This is a genomic window from Phocaeicola sp. RTP21359st1_B8_RTP21360_211022 (assembly GCF_040911965.1).
GTDB lineage: Bacteria > Bacteroidota > Bacteroidia > Bacteroidales > Bacteroidaceae > Phocaeicola > Phocaeicola vulgatus.
The window spans coordinates 22,231-37,307 of sequence record NZ_JBDFXP010000001.1; the positions used below are offsets into that span (position 1 = coordinate 22,231).

General features: G+C 41.9%; 8 protein-coding genes and 1 pseudogene. 4 read left to right on the forward strand and 5 right to left on the reverse strand.

Annotated features, from left to right (window positions below):
* Together AB5062_RS00110 and AB5062_RS00115 are read left to right on the forward strand one after the other, a co-directional pair.
* Positions 1–1,296, forward strand: coding sequence for a phenylacetate--CoA ligase family protein (locus AB5062_RS00110; RefSeq protein WP_005844309.1), 1,296 nt, complete (start codon positions 1–3; stop codon positions 1,294–1,296).
* 50 nt (positions 1,297–1,346) lie between these two features.
* On the forward strand, positions 1,347–1,922 hold the full coding sequence (locus AB5062_RS00115; protein WP_005844307.1) for a hypothetical protein: 576 nt from the start codon (positions 1,347–1,349) through the stop codon (positions 1,920–1,922).
* 117 nt (positions 1,923–2,039) lie between these two features.
* Here the strand turns inward: AB5062_RS00115 and AB5062_RS00120 are convergent, their stop codons facing one another.
* Positions 2,040–4,463, reverse strand: a complete 2,424-nt coding sequence (locus AB5062_RS00120) for an ATP-binding protein (RefSeq protein ID WP_005844306.1) — start codon at positions 4,461–4,463, stop codon at positions 2,040–2,042.
* 198 nt (positions 4,464–4,661) lie between these two features.
* Between AB5062_RS00120 and AB5062_RS00125 the strand changes: the two genes are divergently transcribed.
* Positions 4,662–5,483, forward strand: a complete 822-nt coding sequence (locus AB5062_RS00125; protein WP_008666620.1) for a hypothetical protein — start codon at positions 4,662–4,664, stop codon at positions 5,481–5,483.
* Positions 5,484–5,571: 88 nt separating this feature from the next.
* Here AB5062_RS00125 and AB5062_RS00130 read toward each other — a convergent pair whose 3' ends face one another.
* Genes AB5062_RS00130 through AB5062_RS00140 form a run of 3 tightly spaced genes read right to left on the reverse strand, consistent with a single transcriptional unit; the run spans position 5,572 to position 9,810 of the window.
* Positions 5,572–6,381, reverse strand: a complete 810-nt coding sequence (locus tag AB5062_RS00130) for a DUF3108 domain-containing protein (RefSeq protein WP_005844302.1) — start codon at positions 6,379–6,381, stop codon at positions 5,572–5,574.
* The gene (locus AB5062_RS00135; protein WP_005844300.1) at positions 6,378–8,300 is read right to left on the reverse strand and encodes an Ig-like domain-containing domain; all 1,923 of its coding nucleotides are present in this window, start codon (positions 8,298–8,300) and stop codon (positions 6,378–6,380) included. The genes AB5062_RS00130 and AB5062_RS00135 overlap by 4 nt, the downstream gene beginning before the upstream one ends.
* Before the next feature lie 4 nt (positions 8,301–8,304).
* Positions 8,305–9,810 (reverse strand): GH3 auxin-responsive promoter family protein, encoded by a 1,506-nt coding sequence (locus AB5062_RS00140; protein ID WP_008781347.1) that lies wholly within the window; start codon positions 9,808–9,810, stop codon positions 8,305–8,307.
* Positions 9,811–9,957: 147 nt separating this feature from the next.
* Between AB5062_RS00140 and AB5062_RS00145 the strand changes: the two genes are divergently transcribed.
* Entirely contained in the window at positions 9,958–10,968 is a 1,011-nt protein-coding gene (locus AB5062_RS00145; protein WP_005844296.1) for an ATP-dependent 6-phosphofructokinase, read from the forward strand.
* Positions 10,969–10,977: 9 nt separating this feature from the next.
* Here AB5062_RS00145 and AB5062_RS00150 read toward each other — a convergent pair.
* A pseudogene (locus AB5062_RS00150) lies at positions 10,978–15,045 on the reverse strand (two-component regulator propeller domain-containing protein).
* Positions 15,046–15,077 lie beyond the last annotated feature (32 nt).

The following is a 15,077-nucleotide window of genomic DNA, read 5'->3' on the forward strand; positions in this document are numbered from 1 at the left end:
ATGAATAAGAATCCGGAAATACAATTCCGCTCCCCTGAAGAAATCAAAGCCTATCAGGAAAGCCGGCTGGCTGAGGAACTGCTTTATTTGCAGAATCATTCACGATTCTACCAACGTCTGTTCCAAGCACATCACATCGATATACAACAGATAAAAACCATAGAAGACTTGCAACAAATACCTGTCACGACCAAGACAGACCTGCAACTTCATAATGAAGATTTTATTTGCGTGAGCCGCGATGAAATTATTGACTATGTCACCACTTCGGGAACCTTGGGCGACCCCGTCACTTTCGTATTGACTTCCGAGGACCTTGACCGGCTGGCCTACAACGAATATCTGTCATTCACCACCACCGGATGCAGCAGACAAGACGTACTGCAACTGATGACCACTATCGACAGACGTTTCATGGCGGGTCTAGCCTACTATATGGGAGCCCGTGAGCTGGGCATGGGGGTAGCCCGTGTGGGAAACGGCATTCCCGAACTGCAATGGGACACTATCCGGCGCATCCATCCCACTTGCGGCATGGTAGTCCCTTCCTTTCTGATCAAACTGATTGAATTTGCCGAAAAGAACCATATTGATTACCATCACTGCTCCATGCAGAAATGTGTATGCATAGGCGAAGCACTCCGCAATCCCGATTTCACCCTGAACACACTGGGTAAACGGATACACGAGAAATGGGATTCCCTGCAACTTTACTCCACCTACGCATCTACCGAAATGCAATCCTCGTTTACCGAATGTAATGAATTTCACGGTGGCCACCTCCAGCCGGAACTGATTATCGTAGAGTTTCTGGATGATAACAACCAACCTGTAAAAGAAGGGGAAGCAGGCGAAGTGACCATTACGACTTTGGGAGTAAGAGGAATGCCGCTGCTCCGCTTCAAGACCGGAGATATCTGTTACCATTATACCGAACCTTGTGCCTGCGGACGTAACACCATCCGTCTCAGCTCCATACTGGGCCGTAAAGGACAAATGATAAAATATAAAGGTACGACCCTTTACCCACCCGCTTTATTCGATATTCTGGATAACATCCCCCATATCAAGAATTACATTGTAGAGGTTTATACCAATGAACTGGGAACGGATGAAATACTGATCCGCATCGGAAGTGAAAACCGCAGCGAAGCCTTCGCTAAAGAAATCAAAGACCTGTTCCGTTCCAAAGTACGGGTGGCTCCGAGTATCAATTTTGAATCGGCAGAGTATATCGCGAAAATACAAATGCCGCCCATGAGTCGAAAAATAGTTAAATTTATTGATTTGAGATAATATTTTTCTACCTTTGGCAGCAACAAAACAACACTTAAAAAAGAACTAATATGAAACAGTTACTCGTTTTATTATTCCTTGTAAGCAGCATGGCTTGCTTCGGGCAAAACAAAGACGCATTGAAAGACATCTCTTCCGTGACATTTTATGGCATAGACTTTACCCGTGCCAAAGTGTACGGAGCAAAAGAAGGCCCCATGCAGTTCAAATATACTTTTGATGACATCAACAAGCTTTTCATCACTGAGCCGAAGAAGTATGATATTGGCAAAAGACTGGGTGTCAATGTAGAAGTAACCTCATTGGAGGCAGTAAACGATGCCAACAAGACCATCAATCCCGATGAGATCATGACGACCAACAGCGGATACACCCTGGATGAAAAACAGATAGAAGAAGTCATCAAGACACTTCCTATCCTCTCTCAAGAAGAAAAAACAGGATTGATTATGATTGCCATGCTTTTAAACAAGGCAGATGCAAGAGCGACCTATCAAATTGTATTCTTCAACACGAAAACCCGTGAGATTCTGTATAGTGCACCGACTAACGGCAAAGCACGCGGTTTCGGACTACGCAATTATTGGGCAGGTTCCGTACACAGCGCCATGAAGAAACTAGACTAACATATAATCCCGGTTCACTGTAGGGGTGAAATGCTCCCACCCGATACCACAAAATCAATGTATCCGGATGAACTCAATTCACCCCTACAGCTATAAACCTTTATTAATCAAACCCCTCTACGGTACCAGAATACTACCAGCCATTTCCTGATAAGGATAAGTAAACCAAAAGCAAGAGCCTTCTCCTTCTTCTGACTCCACACCGATAGTTCCACCCATCTGTTCCACCAGACTCTTACAAATAGACAAGCCAAGTCCCGTACCATGAACAAAACTGTTCAGTTTCACAAAACGGTCAAATACTGTTTTTATCTTATTCTTCGGGATTCCCATTCCTGTATCACGAACATAAAACCGCAGATACCCATCTGTCTGCCTATAATATCCTAACGTTATGCTGCCCGAAAAAGTGAACTTCAAAGCGTTATTAATGAAATTGGAAATGACTTGATTCAAACGATTCTTGTCTGCCCATACATGACATCCGGGCAAGCATTCTTCAAACACCAGCTCCACACCGGCCGGCACTTTCATGCGTAAAGAACGGATAATCTCACTGCAAAGCAGATTGACATCCGTATCACTCTTGACAAATTCAAAAGCTCCCGACTCCATCTTCGATAAATCAAGAATATCTGAAATAAGCTGAAGAAGCAACTCCGTATTCTCCTGTACAATAGCCATATACTGCTTGCGGTCCTTCATATCTTCCGTTTCCGTTAAAAGGCTGGAAAACCCCACTATAGCATTCAGCGGAGTGCGGATTTCATGACTCATATTAGCTAGAAAAGCGGATTTCAAACGATCCAGCTCTTCCGCTTTATCTCTTGCCGCTATCAACTTCCGCTCCGTTTCTTTCAGTTCAGTTATGTCATAATTGACACAAACCATATCAATAATCCCGTCTTCCGGACGAAAATCGCGTACCATTACATTGACTCTTGTCCATGTATACGTGCCATCTTCACGTAATATACGCACATCACGCCTCAGATGGCTGGCTTCCCGTATCAATACCTGATCAAAGAAGCGAAGCATCATCCTGCGATCATCCGGATGAAAATGAGAATGCACTTTGATAATCTCATTCAATGGAGTTCCTTCTTTCTCACCTACATTCCGATACCAGCTATTCACAGCATAGCCATCACATTTCAAGGCATTAAAATGGGCATATCCTACTTTGGCATAGTTACCAATCAATGTGAAGAACTCCTCAAAGTCCTGTATTTTGCTATATGCATTTGTTGTTTCCGTATTATCAATATTGATCAACAATATATTTATCAGATTGCCCAAAGCATCATAAAGTGGAGCGAATTTCGAGATCAAACTGATAGTACCGGTACGAGAAGTAGAATAATAGCCGTCCAAACGGTCGAAATCATAATTAAACGACATATCAATAGGTGCTCCTGCTTTCAACTTATCTTTCAATCCCTGCGGCAGCAAAGGATTATCAAATAAATTCAATCCTATCACATCCTCCTTATGCCGGAGACCGAAGATTTCCATCTCCTTGTCATTCAAATCTGTCATAAACCCATCCTTATCATACAACTCGATACCAGCAGGAAGATTCTTATAAATATTCTGCAAATAAGCTTTTTCCAGCCGGGCTTCAGATTCAGAGCGTCTCAATTCCATACAAATACTGATAATATTACCCAAAGAGACAAACCATTGATAATCCTCATTGCACCAATTCCGGTGCTCACGCACCATATCCACCCCTATATACCCCCACACTCCGTCTTTTGAGTTCAAAGGCACCACCATAGTAGATTTCACTCCATATTCCTCTAATCTACGCTTATCCGCCCCGGCTGAATCAGGAAGCAAATTTAATGTAAAAAGAATGATTGGATCACCAGCCAATATCTGTCCTGTCCACCAGGAGGCATAATCAATAGAAGATTCCGACAATAAAACCTTACGTTCTTTTATACCCTCCACTGCTATTTCATAGGTACAGACTTCCGTATGCAATTTCCTGTCCAATTCAAAAATATAAGTACGATCTGCTTGAAATTGGCGCAATACCTCCTTTAAAATCTTATTGATAACCAAGGTAATATCATCAGAATGCAAAAAATCAAGCAATGACTTGGAAATGCCGTTCAAACGAGATAATAAAGAGTTCAACCGGTCTACCGTCTGCTCCTGCATATTCATCCGTTGCCGGGAAATACATTGCAACATACCCATGACGCGGACATGACCTTCTTTGGTAATACGCTTCTCACCGACCTTGGTACTGACCCACATCATCCCATATTTGGAATGTATCGGAAAAACCTGCTCATAAATCTCCATCATCCGGAAAGAGCGAAATTCCTCCAAAATACGCTCCCGATAATTCTCACAAATCAGATTCGCGAAATCTTTAGCAGAAATCTTATTCCCTTCTATTCCTAACAAATCGGCTACAAACTCAGAACAATAGTAAACTCCTTCATCAAAGTCCACCTCCCACCATCCTATGCGTGCCATTGATACAAGCTGCTGCAACCTTGCATCATTCTCTTGAATCTTCCCCATATACAAGCTACCTTTTAATTTATGCACCAAGATAATCATTATCTGTCAATACCAAATACTTAAACATGAAAAAATAAACACCGGCAATAAATAATCAATGCCCGCAATCTATTTTAACGCAGTTCACTTGCAAATAAACAGCGAACTGTGTATTTTCGTAAAAGAACTACATTACAAACCTTACAAATTCGTATAACCATGAAACGTAATATCCTATTATTAATAATTTTGACAGTCATATCCTTAGAAGCATCCGGACAAAAATATACGATTTATGTGGATGACTTCAATAGTGAGATCAAAATACCCAACAGGGCGATCAACCTGATTCGTCTCGCATTTATCGATGGTATCCGCAACACCAACCGCATCAATGTAGTGGACGCCGTTTCGGCTGGAAGTGATCTCAGTCTGAGCCCGCTGGAAGATGCACGCCGCTTCAGAGCAGAGTACCTGTTAAAAGGAAACCTGATACAAAGGGAAGCAACCGATGACGGAAGCTCTCACAGACGTTACCACAGCCGTGAGAACAGTTATAAAGAGAAATTCACCCTGCGCCTTGATTTAATACGGACCAGTGACGGAGTAACTATCAGCACACGCAATTATGAAGAGACAGGCTCAGCATCCGGTAAAGATGCCACCCAATATAGCGCTTTAGAGAATTCATTAATCAATGTGCCATACGAAATGGGACTTTTTGTAGAAAATCACTTCAAAGTATACGGTTCAATACTGAAAGTGGTATCTACCAAAAGAGACAAGGCAAAAACCATTTATATCAACCTGGGATATGATGATCCTATCAAAGAAGGATTACGCTTTGATGTAGTGGAAGATGGCATACTGGAAGGACATAATATAGAAACCAAAATCGGTGAAATACGGATTACCGAAATCATGGGACCGAAAATCTCTTTATGCAAAGTGAACAAAGGGGGTGAAACTATTCTTACTGCATTAAATGAAGGAAAGACCTTGAAACTTATTTCCAGACAGGCCAAACTGTTCGATGAATAACATACCATTCATAATGAATATACAACAACACAACCGCCGACCCGGCATCTGCCAAGGCCCGGCGGTATTACTATATCAAGACAAACCGCTACTTTTCTATAATGGAAGTTAGAGGATGACGGTTCCCCTTTATCTCTCTCAGAAATGCTTTTGCCGAACCAAAATTCAAATATAAATCCAAACGCACCGGCAAATGGTTTTTATCATCAGTTACATAAAAGGTTATTACCTCTTTTTCTTTTCCTTTTTTATACTCTACCAAGGAAAAGACCAAACAACGGTATTTCACACCATTCTCCGCCTTAAAATTCTTCCGGCCACGATAAATCAATGTTTGCTGCTCTACTTTAGTACCTGTAGCCATATCAAACAATATTTTATCGCCGACTTTATAGTCACTTACATCAAATGAACGTGCCCTCATCAATATGCTCAGCATATCAAAGATACACTCATCACTTTGGTCTTTCGATTTCACCGTATCCCGTTCCCTCCTCATACGACGCTGATCGGCAATACATTTCCCGTTTTTATAACTGAACCATACTTCGTCCACCGTATAGCGGTCGCCCTCTTCGGCTCCTTTACGAAAATAAACAGGTTCCAGACGACTGCTGGTAATACAAGTCAATGTATCACGCATCTTAAAAAAGAAATCAACTTGTCTGTTACTGACAGAAATCAAGTTACTACGAAAACAAGGTTTCCCCTGATAAGTAATAGCCTGCATGTCCATTTTTGCCTGTCCGGCAGCAACCCAAATGAATTTCCAGTTAAACTTTAAATCGTACACTAATTCTTCACCTGCCTGGATAGCTTCGTTTTGTGCCGCACATTGCGCTCTGGTTGCCATAATGGCAAACCAGCCGCACAATAATATGAGAATAGTTTTTTTCATCGGCCTAGTTTTCTAGCTCTTTCTTTATTTCTATCTTGCACCTTTTTGGTCTCTTCCGGTTTTTGTTTCTTTATTTCATCCAGCTTTTGCTTGTCTATAGGAATAGCATTCACATCCCAATTCTCTTCAAATTCAAAGTTAGCTTTCATTTCCCAAACTTTCGGGAAATAGAAAACCTCTTCAGGCTGAATCTTCTTATCATAATCTCCCGTATCCCAAACTCCGTTATTATTATGGTCGTTAAACAAACGTATATAATATTTCGTACTCGGATTCAAGAAATAGAAGTCCGCCGTTCCTTCCTCCGTTACCGGTTGTTGGCGCAATACATTTCCATTCGCATCCAACAACTCGGCAACAGCATGGGGAGCAGCTCCTTTTATATTCAACAAGATAGTTCCGTACTCGTCCATTTTTTTCACTTTCACCGTTTGCTGGACTTTGTCCGTATGCAGCCCATAAACACCAATAAACGCCAAAGAATCAATAGTCAACTGATATTCCTGCTCCGGTTGCCAATCTGCCAATATCTGATATTGACGTGGCATCAACGAGTCAGCCATAAAGAAGAAAGGAGCCGGTTGCCACACACTATCCACCTTTACTTCCATATGAATGGCCGCCGTGTCTATGCTTGCCACAGGTTCTTCAAAAGATAGATAGATATTCCTGTATATATCGAATGCTGACGGAGCATCGACGTTCATAGTCAGGAATTTAGTTGGTTTCACCCTGATGGTATCTCCTTTTTTCTCCCTTTTTTTACGTTCCTTCTCCTTTTCCTCATTCGCTTTTTTCTGCAATTTTTCCCGTTGCTCTCTTGTCAGTTTATTAGCCAGATAAATGGTATCGGTTTTGGGAACCAACCGGTTTAGTGTATCCGTATATAAATAATCCAACTGAACCTCCAGCGTATCCATCTGATAAACCAACGAATCCTTGATCCAATAACAAATTGAGTCGTTTCGTGGAGTCGTTTCTATAATAAACGCATCCTTCTCATCAAAGTTCAATCCTTTCAAAACAGGCAACGTATCGGCCGGCGCACTGAAAGATAATATAAAATGATTCTCTTTATCACGCTCGCTCTTGGACAGATACTGGCGGTTATTTATTCCCTTAAATGCTCTTAGAACAATATTATCCGGCAGAAAACGGGTATACCCCACTGTTTTAATCGTATCGATAGTCGCTGTATCCTTCCACAACGTATCCTGACGCACAGCAGCCTCCATGGAAGGAATAATAATAGAATCACAAAAAGCAATCATCTCGGTCTTGGAGTCATACAAATAATTCTGGTTACCATCCATCAAACCAAAGATATGATATTTACCAGGTGCGATACCGCGGATGGTAAAACGCCCTCGGCTATCAGTACGGGATACACGGTCAAACGGTTTCTTGACAAAAGCGCTATCGCTCAGATCTGCATGCAATCCCACCATCATACCTTTGACAGGTTCCAAATCAGCAGCAGCCAATACATTTCCGGAAACTTCCAGTGTATCAATGGCTTCTCCCGTAGAAAAAGAAAAAGCATAATTACCTAGCGGATTACCCTCATTGTTATCCACAATGGCATCCGAAAAATCAATGGTATAAGTGGTATTGGGCTTCAATGAGTCCATGAGGTTAACCAATACTCTTCTGCCGCTTGCCTTAATATCAGGTTGTTCCAATTGAGGAGGAGACACTACCACCTTCTCCGATGTTTTCTCTAATTTGATGAACTCATCAAATTCAATGGCAATCTTCTTATTCTTATTGTTTGTTGCATACGGCTTGGGAGAGCTTCTGATAAACTTGGGCGGCTCCTCATCATACGGACCTCCATCCGGTGTTCCCATGCTTGCGCAGGAATACACCACGATCATCAGCATCAACAAAGCAGGTAATTTATGTTTTTTCCAATTCATGTTCTTATTGGTTCAAGCTTAGCATTTCTTCTATATAATCACGCGTATTGCTCAATCTCGGCACTTTGTGCTGTCCGCCTAATTTGCCTTTTTCTTTCAGCCAATCGTGGAACAGATTAGGTCTCGCCACGATTATTTCCAACGGCTGCAAGGTAATGTTTTTATGGCGTTTAGCTTCGTAATCGGAGTTAATTTGTTGTAAAGAAGTGTCAAGAACCCGACTAAAATTCTCTAAAGAATCCGGCATAACGGCAAATTCTATCAGCCACTGATGACGGCACTTGGCATGTGCATCCATGAAAACAGGAGCAGCAGAATAATCAATAATCTGTGCACCGGTCGCCTCGCAGGCTTTTGCCAACCCTTGTTCCGCATTATCCACCATCAACTCCTCACCAAATGCATTAATAAAGTGCTTGGTACGCCCTGTTATAACAAATTTATAGGGGTGTTTGTTGGTGAACTTCACGGTATCACCAATCATATAACGCCACAATCCGCAGGAAGTACTGATGACCATCGCATAATTTTTATTCAACTCCACATCTGTTAACGGAACAATATGAGGATTTTCAGTACCGACATCTTCCATCGGAATAAATTCATAAAATACCCCATAGTCAATCATCAGTAACATGGAAGGATCACTGAAATCATTTTGTAATCCGAAAAAACCTTCACTGGCATTGTATGTTTCCATATAATGCATCTTGTCGCTACGAATAAGCTGTTTATATTGTTCGCGATAAGGAGTAAAAGCAACCCCTCCATGAAAAAAAACTTCCAAATCAGGCCATACTTCCGCCAAATTATCCGTTCCCTTCACTTCCAGAATATGTTTCAGTACAGCCATCATCCATGACGGCACTCCTGAAAGATTGGTCACATTCTGATTCATTGTGGCACGAGTAATCCTTTCTACTTTTTCCTCGAAATCACTCAGCAACGCAATCTTTTTATCGGGCACCCGAATCAGATTGACCAACGGATTCACATTTTCAATCAATATGGCAGAAAGGTCTCCTACAAGACTTCGTTTCACATTATAGTTTGGTGCATGGCTTCCTCCAAGAATCAGACCTTTTCCAGAGAAAAAACGACTCTCAGGATTTTGTTGGAGATACAGCGCCACTGCATCCATACCACCCGCATAATGAATATCATGAAGTCCCTCCCTGCTGACAGGAATAAACTTACTTTTGTCATTAGTTGTTCCTGAAGATTTGGCAAACCACTGCACTTCTCCACGCCACAGGACATCTTTCTCTCCATGACGCATCCGTTCCACGTATGGCTTGATTTCTTCGTAAGTCTGTATAGGTACACGTTGAAAGTCTTGATATCTCTTTATGTCTTTATAGCCATATTTCAATCCCCACTCCGTATGGGCCGCATCCTTCATCAGCCGGCAAAACACTTTATGTTGGAGCGCCTCAGCCTGAGTTGCATACAAGGCTGTCGCTTTTTGTCTGGGCTTGAATAGCGTACTAATTAATCTGGTAGAATTCATTTGTCTTAGTATACGATTCGTTATATCTTGCAAAAATAGCTTATTTCTATATTATAATGGCTGATAACATTATTTTTTTTATAGTTTTCTACATTACTTTTATTTTTTGTTATCTTTACGGTCGCTTACAACTTAACATCAAAGGCTATGAAGATAGGAATATTGACATCAGGAGGAGACTGTCCAGGAATAAACGCCACAATTAGAGGAGTTTGCAAAACAGCGATAAATCATTACGGTATGGAAGTTTATGGAATTCATAGCGGATTCCGGGGATTGCTGGACAATGACGTAGAACCATTGACAGAAAAATCATTATCGGGCTTGTTAAATCTGGGAGGGACAATACTAGGCACTTCCAGAGAAAAGCCATTCAAGAAACGCCTGTCGGCAGCCTCGGAGGACAAACCGGCTTTGATGTTAAAGAATATCCATGATCTAGGTCTGGACTGTATCGTATGTATCGGCGGAAACGGAACCCAAAAGACCGCAGCCAAACTGGCCCAAGCAGGTGTGAACGTTGTTTCTGTACCTAAAACAATAGATAACGATGTTTGGGGAACAGACGTTTCATTCGGATTCGATTCTGCCGTGACCATTGCTACCGATGCCATTGACCGGCTGCATTCTACAGCCAGTTCACACCAACGTGTCATGGTTATTGAAGTGATGGGACATAAAGCTGGCTGGATTGCACTTTATTCCGGAATGGCGGGAGGCGGTGACGTGATTCTTATTCCGGAACTGTCTTATGATATTCATAATATAGGCAATACCATCATTGAACGCTTGAAAAAAGGGAAGCCCTATTCCATTGTTGTTGTCGCAGAAGGCATCAAAACCATGGACGGCAAAAAAGCCGCCGAATATATAGCCCAAGAAATAGAATATGAAACCGGATTCGAGACCCGTGAAACTGTACTGGGATATATCCAGCGTGGCGGCTCTCCTACTCCCTACGACCGTAATCTGGCCACTCGTATGGGTGGACATGCCACAGAACTGATTGCTTCCGGACAATTCGGACGAATGGTCTCTCTGCAAGGTGCGGAAATTGGCTCCATCCCTCTGAATGAAGTGGCTGGTAAATTAAAACTTGTCAATGAGAACCATGACCTGATTGTACAAGGCAAACGGATGGGAATCTGCTTCGGATAAGAAGCAGATTCAATCCTTTTCCATATACTTGGATGGAGACACTCCGAATTGCTCGGTAAAATGCTTTCGGAGCGTACGTGTATCACTATATCCTACCATTTCGGCTATTTCCTGAATGGAATACCTGTTCTCCATAATAAGGGAGGCAGCCTTGCTCATCCGTACACTCCGAATCATATCAATAGCAGCCAGTTCGCTACGTTGCTTTATTTTTCTATAAAGGGTAGGCTGACTCATATTCAATTGCTCCGCCAACATTTTTACATTAAAGTTCTCATTCGCCAGATTAGCTTCTATGACATGAATAATTTGCTGTATAAAATCATCCGGAGCATTATTCCCATCCGCTTCCGGTTCACTTTCCTGCTGCTTCAACATCAACGTCTTTGTATATATCCTCTTCAGGCGTTCCCGCTGGAGTATCAGGTTCCGGACTTTTGCCTTCAATACCTCCGGATTGAAGGGTTTCATCATATAATCATCCACACCTATTTTTGAAGCCTGCAACACATCCGCATCCTCAGCCTTTGCCGTCAGCATCAAAATAGGGATATGTGCTGTCCGAGGCTGCTCACGCAATTCCCGGCAACAGGTAAACCCATCTTTTACAGGCATCATTATATCAGAAATAATCAAATCCGGAATTTTACTCATTGCCACATCAACCCCCTCTTCACCGTTTGCCGCCTCATATACGGCATAATCTTTACAGAATAAAGAACAGACATAATGCCGGATTTCCTCATTGTCCTCAATAACAAGAAGAGATGTTTTTTTATTCGAAGGCTTGTCTTCCTGCCCTTCCGCCTGCATTACCGGTAACGGAAGAGCATACTCCTCCATCTCCGGAGCACCAACAATCTCATACCGGTCCTCTGCAAAATGTGCATTTCCCTCAGGAATCAATAATGTGAAAGTGCTACCCTTTCCGAGAGTACTGTCCAAATTCACCGTGCCATGATGAAGATCCATCGTATTTTTAACAATACGCAAGCCTATACCTACCTTATTAGAAAACAAAGGTGTATTTTCTCCGGTAATAAATGATTCAAAAATCCTCCCCCGTAACTCTTCCGGTATTCCTTTACCTGTATCCGATATGATTATACTGCAAAATGAATATCCATCTATCTCGATACGGTTCATCTTAAAAATCACCTTTCCATTCGGAGATGTATACTTAAACGCATTAGATAATAAATTACGGATAGCCGAACTTATTTTTTCCACGTCTATCCATAGCAAAAGTGGCTCATTCAGCGATTCAACCGTAAAGTTAATCCCTTCTGTTTCTGCCAGTTCATGAAAAGGATCGGTTATCTGCTTTGCCAATACCACTATATCGACTTTCGAAATCCGGAGTTTAATCATACCTGCTTCAATCTTCTGCACATAAAGCAAATGATCGACCAATGTCTGCAAAGAGGTTCCATTGCGATACATGGCAGCCAGTTTAGTATAGACGGTGTCTGAAGGGCGGACGGTTCCTAACAATTCCTGCAGGGGAGATAAGATTAAAGTTAAAGGTGTACGCAACTCGTGAGCTGCATTCGTAAAGAAATTCTCGCGTTCCATCCGAATCTGCTTCTCCTTGTCACGCTCTACAGTAGCAGCAAATATCTCATGTTCCAAGCGCAACTCGTGCTCCAACCTCTTTTGCCGTAATTTAATACGCTGCATAACCATATAAACTATTATCCCTCCCAGCACCATCATACAGAAGCGGAAAAAGAAAGTTTCACTCCAATGAGGCAAAATCTCTACTCTCAACGAGGTTATTTTACTGTCTCTTTCATCCGGATAAATATTTTTCACCTCAAAAACATATTCCCCGGCAGGAAGGTTAGCATACGAAACTTTTTCCCCTCCGTTGGCCACAAGCCAACCAGGCTGATAAGGACGAAGCCTGTAACTATACTTCTGCTGGCTTTCAGAATAAGAAAGGTTATTGAACGTCAGCGCAAAGTCACGATTCGCATGATTCAACCGGACAAAAGGCGTATAGAAAATACTTTGTGAAAGAATGGTCTGCCCATTGACCTCTCTTCCTATCTCTACAGGTTTATTATTTACCTCCAATCCGGTAATCACGACAGATTCGGAAGTGGTAAACGCTTTAATGTCATCGGGGTTAAAATAAGTAAGATTTTTATTATTTCCCCAAAACAGGACATCCTCCCAATGCAGGACAGAACGGTTACTGCCTGCAATGTAATAATTATAAAACAAATGCTGATGACGGCTATAACGGGAAATACCTGAATTAGAGCCCAACCAGATTTGCCCGTCCGCATCCTCAGTCATGCAACCAATAAAGTTACTGCACAATCCATCCCGGGTAGTATATACATGAGTTATCGCATCCTGTCCGGGAGAGAAAACTGCCAGACCGGCCATGTATCCGACATACAGATTACCATCAGACGAAGCTAATAATGAACGAACGGAATTCTCAGCCATACCATACTTCTTTTCATAGCCGGTCTGCAGTTCTTTTTCATTTATCACTTTACATATACCATAATTCGCAGTGCCCAGCCAAAGCGTATGATCGTCGGTTTCAGCCATAGCACGAATATAAAGAGGAGACAAGTTCTGTAATCCGGATACTTTGAAATGTATCTTCTTACCCCTGTTCGTTTCACGGTCGAATAACCAAAGTCCTTTATGTGTACCAATCCAAAAACGGCCTTTGCTATCAAGAAATAAGGCCCAGACAGATGATTTGTTAAGGTCACCATCTTCCGTGATCAATCGCAATATCTTGAATGAGCGTTCTTTTTTATAATAACAGGTCAATGAACCATCTGAATTCCCAAACCATAAATTCCCTTTCTCATCTTTCAGACTGCACAACACTGTCTGTTGTTTTTTCACATCTTGATCTCCTACTTGAAAGAAGTCTGTTTTTTCCGAAGTACCAAACGCTGTCCGGCTCCGCATAATTCCTTTATGGTATGTTGCCAACCAAAGATAATGATCGTCATCCGCTACAATAGAACAAATCTCATTATGCCTGTCCTGATAAAAACAATTATAAAACTGCATACGCAAATCCGACCAGATAACTCCTCCACCATCCGTACCAATCCACAGAATACCATGTGAATCGTAATAAGCCGCAATCATCCTCGTTTCAAGATTGCGGTACATCAAAGAAGAAGTGTTACTATAAACTTCTGTCAATATCTCGTCCTGATTATTTTTATCTATTGTCATCACCGTATATCCATTCCACGTTACGGCCAGATATTTATTCTCATTTAATCTGATAACACCGAAAACATCTGTATGAGAAAGTCTGTCGGATACCGGAGCCACATGATAAGTCAACTGCTTGATTTTCCCGGTTCGTTCATTGTAATAAATAACCCCATGAGCAATTGTAGAAATCCATATCCGACCATCATCATACAAAACAGAATTTACAGACAGACTACCGGTACGCCCCAGATCAATCACCCGAAAGGAATTCAGGTTTGTCGCATCCAGCAAGATAATTCTACCTTTTTCATCAATCAGACAGATTTTATCCGAAGAATAAGTGATGGCAACCAAAAGATTATCCTGGTTATTCCAGCCTGTATATTTTTCTTAAACCCGGAGCCGAAGCTCACCCTCTTTTGATGCGCACCGCTTCATTAAATGCAGCTCACTCCCGGAAATCACCCAAACCAACGAATCATTCCTCTGCAACATCCCTCGAGATGGAATACCCTGTCCCGAAGAAGAAACCACAGACAAAAACCGTTCTTTTTTCAAATCAAATGCAGAAAAGACACCATTATCCACAAATGCCAGCACCCCGTCAAAAACCTCCTTTAAGTTTGAAATACTAGGATAACTCCTACTCCTTTCAAAATTTGTAATCCGCCTACCGTCATAACGGCTCAACCCGTTTCGGGTTCCAAACCAAACGAAGCCTTCTTTATCCTTATAAACAGCAGATACGGTATTGTCGGCCAATCCGTTTTGCATATTGAGCAGATGCACATCTTTGCTTAAAAAAGCATAGCACACATCCGGCAGCAATATACATACTCCAATTATAACCAGTGATAAGATTTTAAGGTTCATATTTAATTCATTACCTGTAGCAAAGGAATAAA